19 protein-coding genes are annotated in these 18,691 nt (G+C 68.3%); 6 read left to right on the top strand and 13 right to left on the bottom strand.

Going from position 1 to position 18,691, the window contains the following annotated elements; genetic code table 11:
* Positions 1–305 precede the first annotated feature (305 nt).
* Complete coding sequence (locus BCO18175_RS37365; RefSeq protein WP_174988649.1) at positions 306–1,394, top strand: glycosyltransferase family 9 protein; 1,089 nt, start codon at positions 306–308, stop codon at positions 1,392–1,394.
* Between the two features lie 184 nt (positions 1,395–1,578).
* Positions 1,579–2,757 carry a glycosyltransferase family 9 protein gene (locus BCO18175_RS37360; protein WP_174971733.1) on the top strand — a complete coding sequence of 393 codons (1,179 nt, stop codon included), beginning with the start codon at positions 1,579–1,581 and terminating at the stop codon, positions 2,755–2,757.
* Between the two features lie 136 nt (positions 2,758–2,893).
* On the opposite strand, the gene BCO18175_RS37355 is transcribed toward BCO18175_RS37360, so the two are convergent.
* From BCO18175_RS37355 to BCO18175_RS37345, 3 genes are all read right to left on the bottom strand, one after another.
* Positions 2,894–4,174, bottom strand: coding sequence for an O-antigen ligase family protein (locus tag BCO18175_RS37355; RefSeq protein ID WP_174988586.1), 1,281 nt, complete (start codon positions 4,172–4,174; stop codon positions 2,894–2,896).
* Positions 4,175–4,309: 135 nt separating this feature from the next.
* On the bottom strand, positions 4,310–5,152 hold the full coding sequence (locus BCO18175_RS37350) for a glycosyltransferase family 2 protein (protein WP_174988584.1): 843 nt from the start codon (positions 5,150–5,152) through the stop codon (positions 4,310–4,312).
* Between the two features lie 120 nt (positions 5,153–5,272).
* Positions 5,273–6,025 (bottom strand): glycosyltransferase family 2 protein, encoded by a 753-nt coding sequence (locus BCO18175_RS37345; protein ID WP_174988582.1) that lies wholly within the window; start codon positions 6,023–6,025, stop codon positions 5,273–5,275.
* 224 nt (positions 6,026–6,249) lie between these two features.
* Here BCO18175_RS37345 and msbA point away from each other — a divergent pair, with 224 nt between their 5' ends.
* Positions 6,250–8,001: a lipid A export permease/ATP-binding protein MsbA gene (msbA, locus tag BCO18175_RS37340; RefSeq protein WP_254608232.1), complete on the top strand. Its 1,752-nt coding sequence runs from the start codon at positions 6,250–6,252 to the stop codon at positions 7,999–8,001.
* Between the two features lie 106 nt (positions 8,002–8,107).
* Positions 8,108–8,488, top strand: a complete 381-nt coding sequence (locus BCO18175_RS37335; RefSeq protein WP_174971725.1) for an RcnB family protein — start codon at positions 8,108–8,110, stop codon at positions 8,486–8,488.
* A gap of 64 nt (positions 8,489–8,552) precedes the next feature.
* Here BCO18175_RS37335 and BCO18175_RS37330 read toward each other — a convergent pair whose 3' ends face one another.
* The 5 genes from BCO18175_RS37330 to BCO18175_RS37310 all read right to left on the bottom strand — a co-directional run bounded on the left by BCO18175_RS37330 (position 8,553) and on the right by BCO18175_RS37310 (position 13,658).
* The gene (locus tag BCO18175_RS37330; RefSeq protein WP_174971769.1) at positions 8,553–9,119 is read right to left on the bottom strand and encodes an FUSC family protein; all 567 of its coding nucleotides are present in this window, start codon (positions 9,117–9,119) and stop codon (positions 8,553–8,555) included.
* Between the two features lie 41 nt (positions 9,120–9,160).
* Positions 9,161–10,420 (bottom strand): MFS transporter, encoded by a 1,260-nt coding sequence (locus BCO18175_RS37325; protein ID WP_174988577.1) that lies wholly within the window; start codon positions 10,418–10,420, stop codon positions 9,161–9,163.
* Positions 10,417–11,385 carry a PRC-barrel domain-containing protein gene (locus BCO18175_RS37320; RefSeq protein ID WP_174988575.1) on the bottom strand — a complete coding sequence of 323 codons (969 nt, stop codon included), beginning with the start codon at positions 11,383–11,385 and terminating at the stop codon, positions 10,417–10,419. Before BCO18175_RS37320 ends, BCO18175_RS37325 begins: the two co-directional genes overlap by 4 nt.
* Before the next feature lie 316 nt (positions 11,386–11,701).
* The gene (locus BCO18175_RS37315) at positions 11,702–12,856 is read right to left on the bottom strand and encodes a collagen-like triple helix repeat-containing protein (protein ID WP_174988573.1); all 1,155 of its coding nucleotides are present in this window, start codon (positions 12,854–12,856) and stop codon (positions 11,702–11,704) included.
* A gap of 466 nt (positions 12,857–13,322) precedes the next feature.
* The gene (locus BCO18175_RS37310; protein ID WP_041492911.1) at positions 13,323–13,658 is read right to left on the bottom strand and encodes a YggL family protein; all 336 of its coding nucleotides are present in this window, start codon (positions 13,656–13,658) and stop codon (positions 13,323–13,325) included.
* Between the two features lie 295 nt (positions 13,659–13,953).
* Here BCO18175_RS37310 and BCO18175_RS37305 point away from each other — a divergent pair, with 295 nt between their 5' ends.
* Together BCO18175_RS37305 and BCO18175_RS37300 are read left to right on the top strand one after the other, a co-directional pair.
* Positions 13,954–14,385: an STM2901 family protein gene (locus BCO18175_RS37305; protein WP_174915905.1), complete on the top strand. Its 432-nt coding sequence runs from the start codon at positions 13,954–13,956 to the stop codon at positions 14,383–14,385.
* Between the two features lies 1 nt (position 14,386).
* Complete coding sequence (locus BCO18175_RS37300) at positions 14,387–14,767, top strand: DUF1493 family protein (protein WP_174915842.1); 381 nt, start codon at positions 14,387–14,389, stop codon at positions 14,765–14,767.
* An 82-nt stretch (positions 14,768–14,849) separates the two neighbouring features.
* On the opposite strand, the gene rng is transcribed toward BCO18175_RS37300, so the two are convergent.
* The 5 genes from rng to BCO18175_RS37275 are packed head-to-tail and all read right to left on the bottom strand — an operon-like array spanning position 14,850 to position 18,687.
* Positions 14,850–16,319: a ribonuclease G gene (gene rng / locus BCO18175_RS37295; protein WP_174971716.1), complete on the bottom strand. Its 1,470-nt coding sequence runs from the start codon at positions 16,317–16,319 to the stop codon at positions 14,850–14,852.
* A gap of 8 nt (positions 16,320–16,327) precedes the next feature.
* Positions 16,328–16,960 (bottom strand): Maf family protein, encoded by a 633-nt coding sequence (locus tag BCO18175_RS37290; protein ID WP_174988572.1) that lies wholly within the window; start codon positions 16,958–16,960, stop codon positions 16,328–16,330.
* A gap of 51 nt (positions 16,961–17,011) precedes the next feature.
* Positions 17,012–17,482, bottom strand: a complete 471-nt coding sequence (rlmH, locus tag BCO18175_RS37285) for a 23S rRNA (pseudouridine(1915)-N(3))-methyltransferase RlmH (RefSeq protein ID WP_011352746.1) — start codon at positions 17,480–17,482, stop codon at positions 17,012–17,014.
* Between the two features lie 25 nt (positions 17,483–17,507).
* Positions 17,508–17,954: a ribosome silencing factor gene (rsfS, locus tag BCO18175_RS37280; RefSeq protein ID WP_174915845.1), complete on the bottom strand. Its 447-nt coding sequence runs from the start codon at positions 17,952–17,954 to the stop codon at positions 17,508–17,510.
* 4 nt (positions 17,955–17,958) lie between these two features.
* A complete protein-coding gene (locus BCO18175_RS37275) occupies positions 17,959–18,687 on the bottom strand; it encodes a nicotinate-nucleotide adenylyltransferase (RefSeq protein WP_254608229.1) in 729 nt (242 codons plus the stop codon).
* Positions 18,688–18,691: the final 4 nt, after the last annotated feature.

The raw sequence follows: 18,691 nt of genomic DNA, 5'->3' as shown, positions 1-18,691 counted from the left end.
CCGCGTCAGCCAGGCGGTTGTCGCACCATGCGGCCCGTCGCATCGCCCTTGTGCGGTGCGGCGGGCCGTTTTTGCATGTTCGGGCAAGCAGGTCTTGGGCTGGCCATCCGGACGCTATACAATCCGGCGCTAGCCGCACGAACGCGGCGCCGACCGCCGCTCGTCCTGCGGGGGGCGCCGGTATCGCGCACATAAACGGGGTTGGATCCGTGCGGCGAACGGCGACATGCGACAAGGCCGTCCCGGAACCGGATGCCGTGGAATGCCCATCGCGTCGACAAAAAACTGACAGTCACCACATGACCATGGCCAATGGGAACCCGACGCAGCGGATCCTCGTGATCCGGATTGATTTTCTGGGCGACATGCTGTGCACGACGGCGTTTCTCGGCGCGCTGAAAGAGCGCTGGCCCGGCGCGGAGCTACATGTGGTCGCGAACCGCTACAACGCGGCCGCGCTGGCCGGAAACCCGGACGTGGACACGATCCACACCTACGTCTATAGCCGCCAATGCGAACGCAACGACCGTCCCGGGCGGATGCGCGCGTTCTTCGACCGGCTGCGGCTCGTGCGCCGTCTGCGTCGCTTGCGGTTCGACCTCGTGGTCGTGCCGAACGGCGGCATGCATCGCAGCAGCATGCAGTTCGCGCGTCAGATCGGTGCGAAGGATTGCCGCTGGCACGATGCCGAGACCGAATTCGACGATCGCAAGCCCGAGCATGTCGCGCAGCGGCCGATGTGCCACGAGGCGCTGTCGGGTTTCCGGCTCGTGCCTGAACTCGGCCGCGCCGATCTCGACCGCCTCGAGTTGTCGGTTCATCCCGATCGCGCGCTGCAGGACGCGTGGTATCGGCTGCTTGGCGCGCGCACGAAGCCGCGCGTCGGGCTGTTCGTGACGAACAAGGCGGCCGAGCGCCGCTGGCCCGCGGACCGCTGGCGCGACCTCGCCGAGCGGCTTGCACCGTGCGCCGACTTGATCGTGTTCCGCGACCCGGCCGTCGGCCATGCCCCCGAGGACGACTCGTGGCGCGACGTGTGCGCGCGCCATGTCGCGCCGTCGTCGGTTGCCGAGCTGGTGGCTGCCGCGAGCCTGCTCGACGCGATCGTTTCGGCCGACAGCGCCCCCGTGCATCTCGCATCGGCGCTCGGCGTGCCCGTCGCCGCGCTGTTCGAGGATCGTCCCGAGAAATACCTGCGCTGGCATCCGCTCGGTGTGCCGCACGTGATCCTGCGTGCCGGCGCGACCGTCGACGCGATCGACGTCGACGCGGTCGAACGCGCGGTGCTTCACCTGCTGCCGCAGGGCACCCATCGCGACGAACCGCCGGTCGACGCAGCACACGCGCGGCCAGTTGCTGCTGCGACACCAGGGATCATGACGATCGCTTCGTAGCACTGCGGGCATCGCAAGCACCGCGTACGGCACCGACGCCGGCGCGCGGTGCGCCTGCCGCGCGGCACTTCACGCGCGGGGCCGTATCGGGGCAGCCGCACGGCCGATTCGCCATGTCGCGCCGGCTGCTGCAAAATCCTGTACATTGCCAGCCTTGTTCAGCCAGCCAGACACACCCATCGCCGTGGCCCTGTTTTCTTCTGCCCGCCCGCCCAGAACCATCCTCGTTGCCGCGCCGCGCCGTATCGGCGACGTGCTGCTGACCACGCCGCTCGTCCGTTCGTTGAAGGCCCGCTGGCCGGAAGCGCAGATCGACATGCTGGTGTTTCGCGGCACCGAAGGCGTGCTCGAGCACAATCCGGACGTGCGGCGCGTAATCGTCGTCGCGCAGCGCGCGGGATTCGGCGAGCGGCTGCGCGACGCGCTGTCGATGTGGCGCCGCTACGATCTTGCGTGCGCGGCGCTGAGCTCCGATCGGCCGCGCTTCTACAGCTGGTTCGCGGGCCGCAAGCGGGTAGGCCTCGTCGATCCGAACCGCGTGACGTGGCTCACGCGGATGATGCTGAACGGGATCGCGATCAATCATCACGAATCCGCGCACACGGTCGTCAGCACGCTCGCACTCGCGCCGGTGATCGGCATCGAGCCGGTGTCCGAGGTCGTTGCGCCCGGCATCGGCGACGATCCCGCACGGCGCGCGCGCTTCGACGCGTGGCTCGCCGAGTCGCCGGCGATCCGCGACGGCAAGCCGTTGGTCGTCCTGCATCCGTATCCGATGTTTCGTTACAAGCAATGGCGGCTCGACGGCTGGGTCGAGATGATCGGCTGGCTGCGCGAGCACGGTTTCGCGGTCGCGCTGTCGGGCGGCCCGGCCGACAGCGAGCGCGAGTATGCGGAACAGGTCGCGGCCGAAGCGGGCGGCGACGTGCTGAACCTGGTCGGACGCCTGACGTTCGGCGAAAGCGCCGAACTCGTGCGGCGAGCACGGCTCTTCATCGGGCCCGACACCGGCGCGACGCACGTCGCGGCCGCGACGGGCACCGACACGATCGCGCTGTTCGGCCCGTCCGACCCCGTGCGCTGGGGGCCGTGGCCGCAGCACTGGCCCGCGACCGAGAATCCGTGGCCGCTGCGCGGCTCGGGGCGGCACGGGAACGTGTGGCTGCTGCAGGGGGAGGGCGATTGCGTGCCGTGCCGGCATGAGGGCTGCGAGCGCAAGGTCGACAGCCGCAGCGACTGCCTCGTCAATCTTGGTGCGCAGCGCGTGAAAGCCGCGGCGGCCGAGATGCTCGGGCTGAATCCGCCGGGCCCGGCCGAATCCGTCGTCGATACGTCGCGACTGCATCGCACCGGGTCCGACTGACGCGCGGGCGACGCGCGTTTCTTGCTGGACGCAGGCGGCTTGTGTCGCGACGCGCCGCGCAGCCCGTTTTCCTTCGAAGGTCGTGAACTCCGCTGCGGCCTAAGCCGGCCGCCAGCGGAGCATGGGCCGTTGCGCGTTACGCGCTGCGCCGGATCGCCGACGTCTCGCGCGGCAGCGCCTCACCGCGCTCGCCGCAGCCGAGCAGGATGCCGGCCAGCAGCACGATCAGGTGCCCTTCGGCGAAATCGAGCAGCAGCGAATTCGCGAGACTGCCGATCGCGAAAATCGCGAGCCAGGCGAGCAGCAGATGCCGCGAGCGCGGATCGAGCGTGCGGCTGCCGCGTGCGATCTGCACGATCAGGTTGATGAACAGCAGCAAGCCGAGCGTGCCGAGCTGCACGGCCATCAGCAGGTATTCGTTGTGCGGGTTCGACGTGAGCTGGCCTTCGGCTGCCGTCTTGCCGGCCGTCAGCCGCTCGAACTCCGACTCCAGGCCGCCCGCGCCATAGCCGATCACGGGGCGCTGGCGATACAGCTCGAGCCCCTTCTTGTACCACTCGAGGCGAAGCCCGGTGGACGTGGCCGCATCGCTCTGCCGGTACTGCTGCACTTCCGTCACGACCTTCGTGAGCCGGCCGTTGTGAACCGTGCACGCGGCGACCACGAGCGCGATGCCGGCCAGTACGAACACGCCGGCGGCGAGCCCCGCGCGCAGCGCCGATTGCCGGCGCAGCAACAGCACGAAACGCACGGCGACGACGAGGATCAGCAGCAGCGCGATGACCTGCCCGGTACGTCCCTGCAGCATCACGAACACGTTGACGAGCGACCACGCGGCGACGCCCGCATACGCGGCGCGCGACAGCGCCGTGCGGGCCGCCAGCGCGAGATCGGCCGCCTGGTAGAACAGCAGCGCGCCGAACATGCCGGCGGCGATGTGGTTCTTGAACACCCAGGCGCGCGACAGCGGCAGCTCGGTCGCATGTGCGGGCCCGATCGCGGTCAGGCCGAGATAGTTGGTGGTCGACAGCAGCAGGATCACGCACAGCGTGCCGAACCAGCAGCGCCGCACGATCGGCGCCCAGTTCGAATGGCGGAACGCGAGCACGGCGAACGGCAGCAGCAGCAGCTTGTCGTATTTGGCGACCCAGTTCCACGCCTTGTTGTGCGGCGCGACCGTATAGGTGACGCTGGCAGCCAGCGCGGCCAGGATCAGCAGCGCCGCGAGTGAAGCCGGGTCGGTGACGAACGAGCGCAGGTCACGCCAGAATTCGGGTGAAATCACGAGCGTGGCGGCGAACAGCCCGCAGAACACGTTGGTCAGCGCGGTCGAGACGGGCACCATGCAGAGTGCGGCGACGGCGAATGCACGGGCGGCGGTCAGGCGCCGCGAGGCGGGAGCGGAAAACGAAAGCATCGGAACCTGTCGAATGGACGAATGCGGCTTGCGGACTTCGTACTGCGCGCCGCGCGCTCCGGCGGGAGATCCGGGGCGAACGGCGCAGAGTATACGCGAAGCAGGGGGCGTTTCCGTGCTGTTTTCGGGGTCTGATCAGCTGAAGGCGCGCTTGATCCGCGAGCGCAGCAGCGCGCGCTTCAGGCGGCCTTCCACAGCCGGCGTGTCGAGCACGATGTTCGTGCCGGCCGGCTCGCCGCGATGCAGGTAGTAGCGGTCGAACGTCGCCTGGGTCATGCCCCATTTGTTCAGGAACTGGCGGCGGCCGTCGTTCTTGACGATCTTGCCCGTGCTCTTCTGCTGGAAGTGGTAAACGAGGCTGTCGCCGACGCCGACGAAGATCCGGCAGCCGGCATCCCAGAATTTCATCGAGAAGTCGTTGTCGCTGCTCATGCCGGGCGACAGTTCGCTGCTGTAGCCGCCGATCCGGTTCCACCAGTCGCGGTGCACGAGCGTCGGCGGCCAGGTCGAGCCGAGCCAGTCCGCGCGCGCGAGCTTCGGGGCCGCCGCGACGAGGCCCGCCGCGTCGAAATGTTCGGCGTCGCGGCCGAAATTGCTGACCACGACGCACGGGTTGCGCGTGTCGACCGGCTCGACCATCGTGCCCGACAGCATGAAGAGGTCGGTCGGCATCTGTTCGATGCGGCGCACGAGCGCCGTGTCCCAGCCGGGGCAGCAGAACATGTCGTCGTTCATGTAGACGACGTAGTCGCGCGTGGCGCGCGCGGCGGCCCAGTTCACCGCGTGGCAGATGCCGATGTTGGTCGGCGACGCGGTGTGTTCGATGCCTTCGCTGCGCACCCAGTCGAGCGTGCCGTCCGAGCCGTCGTTCACGTGTACGATGATCTGGTGGTCGTACGCGGAGTGGCGGCGCAGGCTGTCGACGACGAGCTTGAGGTACGGCAGGTTGTTCCAGGTCGGAATGATGATGGAGAACATGGCGGTCGGATTCGGTGGTCGTCGTGGCGGGCGGCGCGCGGCACCGCCGGTCGGGCGGGCACGCGCGGCGCGGGCAGCCCGGCATTGTAACGCCGGGCCGGTTGCGTGCCGGTTGGGCGCTCAGCGCGCCCGTTCGTGGCCGAGCTTCAGGAAGCGGTAGTACACGGTTTCCGCGTTGAACACGGCGATCATGAAGCCTGCGCGGCCGTCGAGGAAGCCGCGTCGCAGCACGTAGGTGCGCACGAACGCCCAGGCGCCGCGCGCGAGCGCCTTGCCGAAGCCGCCGCGCTGGCCGGCCGTGCGGCGCTGGCGGGCGCCGGCCGTCGAATATGCGTCGAGCTTGCGCACGACGGTTTCGAAATCCTCGTACGAGTAGTGCATCAGCTTGCCGGACAGGCGCTGCGCGGCGCCGTCGAACACGAGGCGCTCGTGCACGAGATCGTCCGAGAAGCGCGCGGCGCCGCGCCGGAACAGGCGCGGGATCCAGTCCGGATACCAGCCGCTGTGATGGATCCACTGGCCGCAGAAGCTCGACAGCCGGTCGACCGCAAAGACCTGCGCGGCCGGCGCGCGGATCGTGTCGCGGATCGACTGCGCGAGTTCCGGGGTGACGACTTCGTCGGTATCGAGGGACAGGATCCAGTCGGTGTCGAGCGCGTCGAGTGCGCGGTTCTTCTGCGGGCCGAAGCCCGGCCAGTCGCGCTCGACGATCACACGCGCGCCGTGCGCCTGCGCGATCGCGACGGTATCGTCGGTGCTGCCGCCGTCGATGACGACGACGTCGTCGGCGAACGACAGCGCGGCCAGGCACTGCGCGAGCCGCGCGGACGCGTTGAGGGCGATGAGGGCGACGCCGAGGGAGGGTTCAGCCATGAAATCGTCGGAAAAGGCGGAGAAAACGGTGAGCGGCAGTATACCCGCGGCCCGGCCGCCGCCCGCGTCGGCCATGACCGTGCCGGCCGGGGCGGTGCGGCTATAATGTTGAGCCCTTTTCGGCACCCGCCCGACAGGGCGAAATCCCGGGCGGCCACGTCCGGGCGCCGCTTCGCGGCTCAAGAAGGATTGCCTTGGAAACCCAGAACACTCTTCGCAAACCGATGGACGGCACGGGCACCTCGCCCGTGACGGTCCTCAAGCGCCTGTGGCCGTACATCCGGCCGCTGATCGGCATCGTGGTGCTCGCCGTGATGACGATGGGCGTCGTCGCGGCCACCGAGGCCGGTATCCCGGCGCTGCTCAAGCCGCTCCTCGACCACGGCTTCGGCGCGCATGGAAGCGACAGCGCGAAATGGTACGTGCCGGTCGCGGTGATCGGCCTCGCGCTCGTGCGCGGCGTGTCGCAGTACACGTCGAATTACCTGCTCAACTATGTATCGAACCGCATCCTGCTGCAGTTGCGGCTCGAAATGTTCCAGCGGATGCTCCACACGAGCGCGTCGTTCTTCCAGCGCGAGACCGCGAGCACGGTGATCAACGCGATCGTGTTCGAGGTCAACCAGATCCTGTCGGTGCTGACGGGCGTGATGGTCACGCTCGTGCGCGATTCGCTGACGGTGATCTTCCTGCTCGGCTACCTGTTCTACCTGAACTGGCGGCTCACGCTGATCGTCGCGGTGATCCTGCCCGGCATCGGCTGGCTCGTCAGCAAGATCAACCGCCGCCTGCGCCGCCTGAACCGTGAGCACCAGACGCTGACCAACGAGCTGTCGTACATCGTCGAGGAGACGGTCGGCGGCTACAAGGTCGTCAAGGTGCACAACGGCGAAGCGTACGAGATGGACCGCTTCACGCAGATGAGCAAGCGCCTGCGCGGCTACGCGATGCGCATGACGGTCTCCGGCGGCCTCGCTCAGCCGCTCACGCAGTTCCTCGCGTCGATCGCGCTCGCGGTCGTGATCACGATCGCGGTCGTGCAGTCGTCGAACGACCAGACGACGGTCGGCGGCTTCGTCGCGTTCGTCACGTCGATGCTGCTGGTGATCTCGCCGCTCAAGCACCTGATCGACGTCAACCAGCCGCTGCAGCGCGGGATGACGGCCGCCGAGCTGATCTTCGGGCTGATCGACGAACCGGCCGAGCCGCAGGGCGGCGGCCGGCCGCTGGCACATGCGCGCGGCGACATCGAGTTCCGCAACGTGTCGTTCGACTACGGCGCGGCCGAGCGGCCGACGCTCGACCGCATCTCGTTCAAGGTCGCGCCGGGTGAAATGATCGCGCTCGCGGGCCCGTCCGGCAGCGGGAAGACGACGCTCGTGAACCTGCTGCCGCGCTTCTTCGACCCGACCGGCGGTGCGATCCTGGTCGACGGCGTGCCGGTTGCCGACTACGACCTCCACGCGCTGCGCAGCCAGATGGCGATGGTGAGCCAGGACGTCGTGCTGTTCAACGACACGATCGCCGCGAACGTCGCGTACGGGCAGACGCCCGACCGGGTGCGCGTGCAGGCCGCGCTCGAGGCCGCGAACCTCGCCGATGCGGTTGCTGCGATGCCCGACGGGCTCGACACGCTCGTCGGCGGCAACGGGATGCGGCTGTCCGGCGGCCAGCGCCAGCGGCTCGCGATCGCGCGCGCGATCTACAAGGACGCGCCGATCCTGATCCTCGACGAAGCGACGTCGGCGCTCGATTCGGAGTCGGAGCGCCACGTGCAGGCCGCGCTCGAACGGCTGATGGAAGGCCGCACGACGCTCGTGATCGCGCACCGGCTGTCGACGATCGAGCGCGCGGACCGCATCCTCGTGCTCGAGGCCGGCAAGATCGTCGAAGAGGGCAGCCACGACGAATTGCTGCGCCACGGCGGCCTCTACGCGCACCTGCACCGGATCCAGTACCAGCAGCAGGCGGCGTAACGCGCGGTCATGTTCGCGGTCATGTGGCCCCGCGAAAGCGTGTGCTAGTCTTCATCGGGTAGTTCGAGTGGTTTCGTTCGACGTGACAACACGGAGGGAAGGCACGATGAAGAAGATGCACGGGATGATGCTGGCCGCGCTGATCGCGGCAGGTTTCGCCGCGCCGGCCGCGATGGCGCAGGACCACGACAACCACAACGACCAGGGCGGCCACGGCATGCAGCGCGGCCATGGCCCGAAACACATGCCGCCCGGCCAGATGCGTCATGAGGACGACGTGCCGCCGCGCTGGGCCGACCAGCCGCGCCGCGAGTGGCACAAAGGCGACCGGCTTCCCCCCGAGTTCCGCGATCGCCAGTACGTGATCGACGACTGGCGCGGCTATCGCCTGAGCCCGCCGCCGCGCGGCTATCAATGGGTCGGCGTCGGCGGGGATCACCTGTTGGTGCAGATCGGCTCCGGCATCGTGCTGCGCATCGGCGACTGAACTTGCCGATCGCCCGGCACGTATCGCGACGCCGCGATGCGGGCCGGGCAGCCGGTCTACCGCGTTACTTTGCCGCTGCGTGACGGAACCAGCGGCGCTCGATTTTCGACATCACCCAGCACACGCCCAGCGCACACACGGTGCCGAGCGTCACCTCGCCGAGCCGTATCAGCGGAATGTCCCACAGCGGGCCGTTGCCCGGAAACAGCAGCACGATCGTCGCGGTCACGCCGCCGAGCCGTGCCGCGCTGCCGACATTCAGGCACCAGCAGCAGACGATCACGACCGCGACGGTAATCGCATACGCGACGAGGCGGTCGCCGCCGAGCGCCGCGCCGGCGAAGCCGAGCACGCCGCCGACCATCGCGCCGACGAACTGGTCGCGCGACAGTGACATCGTGTCCGAGTAGTTGTGCTGGGTCACGGCGATCGCGGTGATCGCCGCCCACACGGCCTGCTCGGAGTGCAGCGCGCGGCCGATCGCATACGCGAGGCACGCGCCGCACACGGCCTGGAGCGCCATCAGCCCGCCTTGCGCGAGCCGTTCGCTGAATGACAGCCCCTTGAACAGATCGAAGATCGACTGCTGGATCTGCTGGCGGGCTTCGTTGAGTGTCCTGATCGTATCCATCATGCGTTGGCCAAGAAGCGGGTAACGATGGCGCGCCGGTGTCAGCGCGCCTGTTCGGGCGATGGGGCGGCCGGTTCGTCGGCGGCCGCGTCGCCATTCTCGACGCGCGTTTCGGGCATCACGAGCCAGACCAGCAGCACTGCGAGCGCACCGGCGCCCGCGAGCCCGAAGAAGCTGACGGCATTGCCGAAATGATCGGCAACATAGCCGGCCGCGGCCGTGCTGAGCGTCGCGCCGATCCCGGCCGCGAGCCCGAACAGCCCGATGCACAGGTTGTAGCGGCCCTTGCCGCCCGCGACGTCGGCCGCGATCAGCGGCAGCATCACGCCGAACACGGCCGCGCTGATGCCGTCGAGCATCTGCACGGGCACCAGCAGGTACGGGCTGCTCACGCCCGCGAACAGCAGCGCGCGCACCGGCAGCGCGGAGAAGCCGAGCAGCAGGATCGGCCGGCGCCCCCAGCGTTGCGCGGAGCGGCCGACCCACGGCGACAGCATCGCGACGATCGCCTGCGGCACGATGATGCACGCGGCGATCACGAGCTGCACGTTCTCGCCCATCCCGGCCGTGACTTCACCGGCCGCGAGGTTCAGCATCGCGGCGTTCGACAGGTGGAACAGCACGACGCACGCCGCGAAGATCAGCATCCGGCGGTCGCGCAGCAGTTCGAGCAGCGTTTCGCGTTCGCCGGCCTCGTCGTGGTCGTCGGGTTTCGACGACTGCGGGATCACCTCGTGCGTCGGCTGGATCATCGCGAGCGCGAACAGCGCGGGCAGCGCCAGCACGGCGGTCAGCCAGAACACTGCGCGCGCGGAGAAGTATTCGCCGGTGAGCCCCATCAGGCCCGCCGCGACCGCGCTGCCGATCGATGCCCAGCGCGCGTTGCGGCCGAGCCGGTCGCCGAGGTCGGCGCGGCCGACGAGCGAGAACGAGATCGCGGCCATCGCCGGCACGAGCATACAGCTCGCGAAGCCGTGGAATACCTCGGCGGCGATCACCGGCACGATCGTCGGGCTCGACGCGAGCAGCACCGCGGACAGGATGATGGCCACGATCGCCCATGCGGCCGCGCCTTTCTTGTTCTTCAGCGCATCGACGGCCGCGCCGCCCGGCACCTGGCTGACCATCGCGCTGATCGTGCCGATCGACAGCACCATGCCGATCTCGCCCTGCGTCCACTTGTGCGACGCGAGGTAGGACGCGATGAACGGACCGAACCCTGTTTGAACGTTTGCAACGAAGAAGTTGAGCCAGTCGAGGGACCGGAGACTGCGTACGCTGACGGAATGCTTGATCGTCATCGGGTCGCACTCGCAGACGAAGCCGGCACCGGTGCCGGGGCAACGGGCGGGAAGACCGCGACGATCGGCTTGTCGGCCGCGTAGGGCGGCGACGCCTTGATCTGTGCGTCGTTGAGGTCGAGTTGCGGGCGCAGCGCCTTGTCGCGCGTGACGAAGCGCAGCGCGCCCCAGCTCGCGGCGATCGAACGGCGGTCGGTATTGACGAGGCCGCCGAGGTCGAGCACGACCGCCTGCGGCTGCGATGCGCGGTCGATCAGCACGTCGACGATGCGGCCGATCTTCGTGCCGTTCGGGCGCTCGACGTCGCTGTCGAGCATCGGCAGTCGCGTTGCGGGCGAGGCCGCGGCCGAACCCGACAGCGGCACGGCCTTGGGCCGCGCGGCCGGCGTCAGGTCGCCCGACGGCACATCGAGCACGATCGGCTCCTGTTTGCCGCCCGGCGTGAAGCGGAACACGTTCCACGGGAAGATGACCTTGCGGTCGCCGACGCCCATGAAGCCCTGCAGGTTGACGATCATCTCCCGCGGCTTGCCGCTCGCGTCGATCACCATGTCGACCGCGCGGCCGATCACCTTGCCGTTGCGGCGCGCGACTTCGCTGTCGAGCAGCGCATGGATCTGGGTGCGGTCGAGCGGGCGCGTCGCCACGATCGGCGGGGGGGGAGGCGGCGGCGGTGTCGGCGATTCGGGGCGCTGCACGGGCTTCGGCCGCGTGACTTCGCGGTGCGGCTTCTTCGGCGCTTCCGGTTCTTCCGGATGCGTCGGGGCCGGCACGGGCGGCATCGTCAGCGGTTCGCCGGCGGTTTCCTCGACGGGCTCGACGAGCGCCTCGCTGATCGGCGCGGGCGGATTCTGGACCGGCAGCAGCCCGCAGCCGGACAGCAGCGTGGCGGCGGCGAGGATCAGGAAGACCGTCGAGGACGGCAACGACTTGCGGGATGCGGGAAACGGAAGTCCGCCGCTCATTGACACTCACTCCATGGGTCGGGGGCGGCCCGAGGGCACGCGGCTGGCGATGGATGGCGGGTGCGGGCGGCGCACCACGCGAGGTGAGATTTTAACGTGTCTTGCTTTCAGGACCGATTTCGATGGCTTTCTGGAGGCGGACTGTCGGGAAAAGGAAGGGATCGCGGGGTGGGGGGAAGTGGTTGGATACCGGCTTCGGCTTCGGCTTCGGCTTCGGCTTCGGCTTCGGCTGAGGCTGAGGCTGAGGCTGAGGCTGAGGCTGAGGCTGAGGCGCCCGATCGTCTGCGACGATGCGGGCGCCGTGCCGGCCGGCCGCTTACTTGACCAGCGCGCCGAGCGTCGTCGTCACGGGCGCGAGCACGCCGCTGCCCGTCTTCGAGAGCGCACCGGTGCCGCTGCCTCCCGTCAGCCCCGCGACGGGCGAGCCGCCGGCCGCGCCCGATACCGCTCCCGTCACCGTGCCGACCGCCGACGTGAGCGCGCCTGCCGGGTTGCTGCCGCCCGTCGCGCCGCCGAGTGCGCCCGTCGACAGGAGCCCCGTAACCGGCGCGAGCGGGCTCGGCGCGGCGCCGCCACCGCCCAGCAGTGTCGTGCCGGCGGTGGCCACCGTGTTGCCGGTCGCAGTTACGACGTTGCCGACGCCGGTCGTCACCGGATTTCCGCCGGTTTTCGCGATCGTCGTGCCGGCGTTCGCGACGCCGTTGCCGACCGTCGTCACGAGGTTCGTGAGCGGTGCGCCGAGCGGCGTGCTCGACGCGACGGTCTGCGTGACCGACCCGACCTGCGTCGTGATCGGCGTGATCGCCGAACTTGCGGCGCCTGTCACCTGCGCGACGGGGCCGGTCGACAACTGCGTGCCGAGCGTCGCGCCGCCGCCCGCGATCGTATTGCCGAGCGTCGTGATCGCACCGCCGACGGGCGACGTGACGGGCGCGAGCGGCGCCAGCGCCGAACCGCTGCCACCGAGGCTCGACACGACGCCGCCGGTCGCCGCGACCGCGTCGCCGAGGTTCGTGACCACGCCGCCGGTGCTCGCGACCGTCGTGCCGACCGGGTTCGACGATGCGCCGAGCTGGCCGAGCCCCGACCCGAGCCCGGTGCCGAGTGTCGTGACGGCGGCGCCGGCGTCCTGCACGACGGTGCCGAGCCCTTGCGTGGTCGCAGCGTTCGTGCCGGGCAGCGACTGGCTGGCGATCGTCGCGCCGACGCCCGACACGGTGCCGCCCGCGGCCGTCACGACGTTGCTCGATGCCGCGGTCGTCTGGCCGACCGAATTGGCCTGCGTGCCGCCGGAGCCGCTGCCGGTGCCGCCGGTCGTGGCCGTCGTGTCGCCCGACCCCGATCCTGCGCCGCCGGTGCCCTGGCTCAGCGAGCCGGAGCCGCCGCACGCGGACAGCGACACCAGCGCTGCGACGCCCGCCGCGATCATGATCATTCGGAGTCCTGCCTGATTGGTGGTCGGCGTATCCATGTCGTCCTCGTATTCATTGAAGAGTGGGGTCAGGCGGTCTTCGCGTGCGTCAATGTGTCGCTGCGATGGGGAAGCGGCTGGCGCATCGTTGGTTGTCTCCCTGATTGACCTGTCGCCGTGTCGCGTTTTCGCCTGTGCCGGAATCCGGAACACCTGTCGGGAGAGCGGTTTGCATTCTTTCGTCTTGCTTGCCGATCGCACCGGAAAACACCGGATTCCTGGCGATCAGAGTAGGTCCGCCGGCGTGAGACGTCTTTTAATCAACGTTAAATTGAAGTAAGCGTCCGATTCACTGCTGGAATCGGGGTAATTACCGTCGACGCGGCGCGAATCGTGTGAGTTGGTGCCGGTGGCGCGGTAGAGCGCGACGGCGGGGGAGGAGCGGAGGGAGCGGGGCGGCGCCGGCCTCACCCGCCGTGAGGGCGGGCAGGCGTGGGCGCTGCGCGAGGGGAGTGAAACTGGAAACTCAGGCTTCCGGGTACCACGCGTCGGTGAATTCGCTGACCTTGACGTCGGTCAGTTCCGGCCGTGCGGCCAGCCAGCCGCGCACGAGCTCGCGGTCGGCGTCGGTCGTGGTGCCGCGCGGCGCACCGGAAATCACGTAAGCGCCGATGCCTTCGTCCGCCGACGCGACGGTCAGCAGCCCGTTCGCTTCGACGAAGTCGATGAACGCGTCGATCAGTTCGCCGCGCTCGAGGTCGGTCATTTCATTGCGGTAATGCGCGGTGGCGTTGAACGCGAGTTCCTGGAATTCGCCGATGTGGAGTTTCTTGCGCTGGCGGCGGTTGTGGCCTTGGCTCATGGTGTGTGGTGAATGAATGAGAGGTGAGAAAGGGTAGCGCGCCGGCTGGCGCAGGCACCATGTCGACGTGCCGCACGGCCGAGGCTGGCGGCGAAAGGGTAGAGCGTCGAGCCGTCGCGATGTGTCGTGATCGCGGGGCTCGTCTGGAAACTGTTCTTAAACAATTGCCCGATGCGCCTTTCGCCGTGTGGCCTGGTCAAGGGGCCCAGTGCACGCATGACCGAATGATACAGGGATGGCGCGCGTGTTCGTCTTTGCTAAGGTCTGCGGCTATTCGAACAACAACGAGGGCCGTATGTCGGACAATCGCTATTCGTACGAGGGGCGTGTCGATCTCACGCCCGGGGATCTGTTTTTCCGGGTTGCCGTGAATCAGGTTTGCAAACGGTTTGGCGTTCACGACCTCGGCGCTGCGGCAGCCGTCCTGTTGGGACAGAACGATGTACCGATTCCCGGCAAGCTGCGCGGCGCGGTGGCCGGCACATCCGTTGCGTCGATTGCCGCTCGCAAAGCGCTGCCGTTCAACGTCGGAATTCGGTTGCCGACCATCACGAAAGCCGGTGCAGGTGGTGTGCGAATCGCGATGACTCGTAACCTCGGTGCGTTCGTCGGGCGTGCCGTGCCGGTTGTCGGCACTATCATGCTTGCCACAGATGCGGCAGTCGTCATGTGGAATACGGTGCAGGTCTACAACAGCATTGCAAAACCGGAAGACAGGGTGCTCTGAAATGACGGACACGGCATGGGATCGGCTCGAAACATTCGCGCGGGAGGAATTGGGGCGCCCGCTCTTCGGCGGTCCGTTGAAGCTGTCACGTTCAAGCCGGATGGAAGAGGACCTCCGCATCACGGGAATCGATGCGATCGAATTTATCGACAAGTGGGGCGAGACCTTCGGGATCGACGTCGAGCGTTTCCCGTATCAGCGATACATCGGTCCGGAAACGCTGGATATGGTCCGAACGTTCCTTGGGCTGCTTTCGTCGAAATTTCGTGATCCGGAACGCGTGCCGCTTACGCTTGGCATGCTGGAGGAAGCCATGCGTCTCGGCCGATGGGATACCGAAGCGATCGAGCGCTTCGCACGGGAAGCAACCCGCGCGGAATAGCCGTTCGCCAACGCATGCATGCAGGCTGCGCGAAATCCGTGCCGGGCCGGGCAGGATTCGCGCAACCGCACTCGAACGGCCGTTACATCAGCACGATATCGTACTGCTCCTGGCTCAGGTTCGACTCGACCTGCAGCGACACCGGCTTGCCGATGAAGTCGATCAGCATCGCGAGATGCTGCGATTCCTCGTCGAGGAACAGGTCGATCACCTGTTGCGCGGCGATCACGCGGAATTCGCGCGGGTTGAACTGCCGCGATTCGCGCAGGATCTCGCGCAGGATGTCGTAGCACACGGTGCGCGACGTCTTCACCTGGCCCTTGCCCTGGCAGGTCGGGCACGGCTCACACAGCACGTGCGCAAGCGATTCGCGCGTGCGCTTGCGCGTCATCTCGACGAGCCCGAGCTGCGAGAAGCCGTTGACCGTCACGCGCGTGCGGTCGCGCGACAGCGCCTTCTTCAGTTCGGACAGCACCGCGTCGCGATGCTCGGCGTTCTCCATGTCGATGAAGTCGATGATGATGATCCCGCCGAGGTTGCGCAGCCGCAGCTGCCGCGCGATCGTGTGCGCGGCCTCGAGGTTGGTCTTGAAGATCGTGTCGTCGAAGTTGCGCGCGCCGACGTAGCCGCCGGTGTTCACGTCGATCGTCGTCATCGCCTCGGTCTGGTCGATCATCAGATAGCCGCCCGACTTCAGGTCGACGCGGCGCGACAGCGCGCGCTGGATCTCCGTCTCGATGTTGTACAGGTCGAACAGCGGCCGCTCGCCCGTGTAGTGGTGCAGCTTCGGACTCACGGCCGGCGTGAACTCGCCTGCGAATTCCGAGAGGCGCTGGTACGTTTCGCGCGAATCGACCTGGATGCGCGTCGTGTCGTCGTTTGAGAAATCGCGCAGCACGCGCTGCGCGAGATCGAGATCCTGGTACAGCAGGCTCGTCGCCGGCAGCCGCTGCGCCTGCGCGACGATCGTCGCCCACGTCTTGCGCAGGTACGTGACGTCGCCGGCGAGTTCGTCGGAGGTCGCATCCTCGGCGATCGTGCGCACGATGTAGCCGCCTTTCTCGTCCGCCGGGATCACGGCCGTCAGGCGCGCGCGCACGGCCTCGCGCTCGGCCTCGCTCTCGATCTTCTGCGAGATGCCGATATGCGGCTCTTGCGGCAGGTAGACGAGCGTGCGGCCCGCGATGCTGACCTGCGTCGACAGCCGCGCGCCCTTCGTGCCGATCGGATCCTTGATCACCTGGACCATCAGCGTCTGGCCCTCGAACACGGTCTTCTCGATCGGCTGGTGCGGCGCGCCCGACTGCGGCTCGCCCGCGAGGCGCGGATGCCAGATGTCGGCGACGTGCAGGAACGCCGCACGTTCGAGGCCGATGTCGATGAACGCCGACTGCATGCCGGGCAGCACGCGCACGACCTTGCCGAGATAGATGTTGCCGACCCGCCCGCGCGACAGCGTGCGCTCGACGTGAAGCTCCTGCACCGCGCCTTGCTGGACGAGTGCGACCCGCGTTTCCTGCGGCGTGAGGTTGATCAGGATTTCTTCGTTCATGGTGGGGTTCAGAAGGCGACGCGCGCGGTGCGTAGCAGCGCGGCAGTCTCAAAAAGGGGCAGACCCATGATACCTGAATGGGAACCGTCGATTCGCTCGATGAATTCGGCCGCGCGCCCCTGGATCGCGTACGCGCCGGCCTTGCCGAACGGTTCGCCCGATTCGACGTAGCGCGCGTACGCGTCGCGCGATGCGGCTGCGAAGCGCACCGACGAGCGCGACAGCGCGAGCGGCAGCAGTTCGCCGTCGGCATCGATCACGGCGACGGCGGTCAGCACCGCGTGTTCGCGGCCCGCAAGGCGCGTCAGCATCGCGAGCGCGTCGTCGGCGTCGGCCGGCTTGCCGAGGATCGCGCCGTCGATCGTGACGGTCGTATCGGCGACCAGCACCGGCGAGGCCGGCTTGCCGCTCGCGACGAGGCGCGCACGCGCGGCCTCGGCCTTCGCGACGGTCACGCGCCGCACGTAGGCATCGGCGGCTTCGCCGGGCAGTTCGGCCTCGAGCGCTTCGGCGTCCTCGTCGGGGCGCGGCAGCAGCAGCTCGAAGCGTACGCCGATCTGCTGCAGCAGCTCCTGGCGGCGCGGGCTTTGCGAAGCGAGGTAAAGGGTCGGGAAAAGCGCGGGGGGCGTGCTGGACGGCATGGTGTCGTTATCTCGGTGTGCGCGCGTGGCGCGCGTCTCGAGGACGACACGTCATGCGCGATGGTAGGGGTGATTCTGCGTGATGCTCCACGCCCGGTAAAGCTGTTCGGCGAGCAGCACGCGCACCATCCCGTGCGGCAGCGTCATGCTCGAGATGCGCAGCAGCGTGTCGGCGCGCGCTTTCAGTTCCGGATCGAGCCCGTCGGCACCGCCGATCACGAACGCGACGTCGCGGCCGTCCTGCTGCCAGCCGGGCAGCGCCTGTGCGAGCTGCATCGTGGTCCAGTCGCGGCCGCGCTCGTCGAGCGCGACAAGGCGCGCGCCCTTCGGCAACGCGGCCTCAATCTTCTGCCGCTCGGCCGCCATCACGCTTTCGGCGCTGCGGCCGCCCGAACGCAGTTCGGGCTTGATCTCGCGCAACTCGATGCGCAGCTCGGGCGGCATCCGCTTCGTGTATTCGTCGAAGCCGGATGCGATCCAGCCCGGCATCTTGTGGCCGACCGCAAGGATGAAAAGCTTCATCGGGAGACGCGTAACGACTCGGGGCTCAACGGCGGCGGGCGGCCGTCTTGCGCGCCGGGCGGGCGGGCGCGGCTTCCTCTTCGTCTTCCTCGCTTTCGCTGGCCGTGGCGAAGCCGTTGCCCTTGCCGCCGCCGAGCTTCATCCGCACGGGCTTGTCGCCCCAGATTTCCTCGAGGTTGTAGTACTGGCGCAGGGCCGGTTGCAGGATGTGCACGACCGCATCGCCGCAGTCGACGAGCACCCATTCGCCGGTGTCTTCACCCTCGGAGCTGACGATGTCGCCGCCGGCTTCCTTGACCTTGTCACGCACGCTCGACGCGAGGGCCTTGGTCTGGCGGTTGGAGGTGCCCGAAGCGACGACCACGCGGTCGAACAGTTCGGTCAGGTGGCTGGTGTTGAACACCTTGATGTCTTGCGCCTTGACGTCTTCGAGGGCGTCGACGATCACGCGCTGCAGTTTGCGAATATCCATGGATTCAGGAATGGTAGAGGCGATGTTGAAGAATATAGGCCCATACGGCGGCCGGCACATGCTCGGCCGACGCGTCGGGCATTTGCGCATGGCGCGCGATGCATTCGCGCAGGTGGGCGCGGATGTCGGTCGCGGCAATGTCGAACGAAAGGGTCGTATCGATCAGCAGGCGGCCAGCCGGCGTGGCCTTCAGCACGTCGGCGCCGGCCTGCCGCGCGGCGATTTCCTGCGCGACGTCCGGCGGCGCCGCGCCGAGGTCGAAACCCGGGCGCGTCGACACGCAGATGTGCGCGTAGTCAAACAGGTTGCGCCAGTCGCGCCACGTATCGAGGCGCACCAGCTGGTCGGCCCCAATCAGCAGCGACAGCGACGCGTCCGGGCCGATCCGCTCGCGCCAGCGCGCGAGCGTCTCGACCGTGTAGGTCGGGCCGACGTGCTCGATCTCGTCGGTGGCGACGGTCACGGTCACGCCCGGCACGGACAGCGAGCCGGCGGCCGCGCGCGTCATCGCGAGCCGATGCTCGGCGGCCGACACGTCGCGCTTCTGGTACGGCTGCCCGGCGGGCAGCAGCACGAGTTCGGTCAGGCCGAGCAGCTCGGCGAACCGGCGCGCGAGCGCGAGATGGCCGTCGTGGATCGGGTCGAAAGTGCCGCCCAGCAAGCCGATACGACGCGGCAGCGGGGCGGGGCGGGCGGTGGTGTCCAGAAACGCGTCCTTTTTTTGAAGCAACACGTGT

Origin of the sequence: Burkholderia lata, assembly GCF_902499335.1 — a bacterium.
Lineage (GTDB): Bacteria > Pseudomonadota > Gammaproteobacteria > Burkholderiales > Burkholderiaceae > Burkholderia > Burkholderia lata_B.
This window is presented reverse-complemented; position numbering and strand designations above follow the sequence as displayed.

Coding starts and splice junctions, on each gene's coding strand:
- BCO18175_RS37290 (WP_174988572.1), bottom strand. CDS start 16,960: ATGCCGTCCAGCACGCCCCCCGCGCTTTTCCCGACCCTTTACCTCGCT.
- rng (WP_174971716.1), bottom strand. CDS start 16,319: ATGAACGAAGAAATCCTGATCAACCTCACGCCGCAGGAAACGCGGGTC.
- BCO18175_RS37300 (WP_174915842.1), top strand. CDS start 14,387: ATGACGGACACGGCATGGGATCGGCTCGAAACATTCGCGCGGGAGGAA.
- BCO18175_RS37335 (WP_174971725.1), top strand. CDS start 8,108: ATGAAGAAGATGCACGGGATGATGCTGGCCGCGCTGATCGCGGCAGGT.
- BCO18175_RS37345 (WP_174988582.1), bottom strand. CDS start 6,025: ATGGCTGAACCCTCCCTCGGCGTCGCCCTCATCGCCCTCAACGCGTCC.
- BCO18175_RS37320 (WP_174988575.1), bottom strand. CDS start 11,385: ATGAGCGGCGGACTTCCGTTTCCCGCATCCCGCAAGTCGTTGCCGTCC.
- BCO18175_RS37310 (WP_041492911.1), bottom strand. CDS start 13,658: ATGAGCCAAGGCCACAACCGCCGCCAGCGCAAGAAACTCCACATCGGC.
- BCO18175_RS37350 (WP_174988584.1), bottom strand. CDS start 5,152: ATGTTCTCCATCATCATTCCGACCTGGAACAACCTGCCGTACCTCAAG.
- BCO18175_RS37330 (WP_174971769.1), bottom strand. CDS start 9,119: ATGGATACGATCAGGACACTCAACGAAGCCCGCCAGCAGATCCAGCAG.
- BCO18175_RS37305 (WP_174915905.1), top strand. CDS start 13,954: ATGTCGGACAATCGCTATTCGTACGAGGGGCGTGTCGATCTCACGCCC.
- BCO18175_RS37315 (WP_174988573.1), bottom strand. CDS start 12,856: ATGGATACGCCGACCACCAATCAGGCAGGACTCCGAATGATCATGATC.
- BCO18175_RS37325 (WP_174988577.1), bottom strand. CDS start 10,420: ATGACGATCAAGCATTCCGTCAGCGTACGCAGTCTCCGGTCCCTCGAC.
- BCO18175_RS37365 (WP_174988649.1), top strand. CDS start 306: ATGGCCAATGGGAACCCGACGCAGCGGATCCTCGTGATCCGGATTGAT.
- msbA (WP_254608232.1), top strand. CDS start 6,250: ATGGACGGCACGGGCACCTCGCCCGTGACGGTCCTCAAGCGCCTGTGG.
- rsfS (WP_174915845.1), bottom strand. CDS start 17,954: ATGGATATTCGCAAACTGCAGCGCGTGATCGTCGACGCCCTCGAAGAC.
- BCO18175_RS37355 (WP_174988586.1), bottom strand. CDS start 4,174: ATGCTTTCGTTTTCCGCTCCCGCCTCGCGGCGCCTGACCGCCGCCCGT.
- rlmH (WP_011352746.1), bottom strand. CDS start 17,482: ATGAAGCTTTTCATCCTTGCGGTCGGCCACAAGATGCCGGGCTGGATC.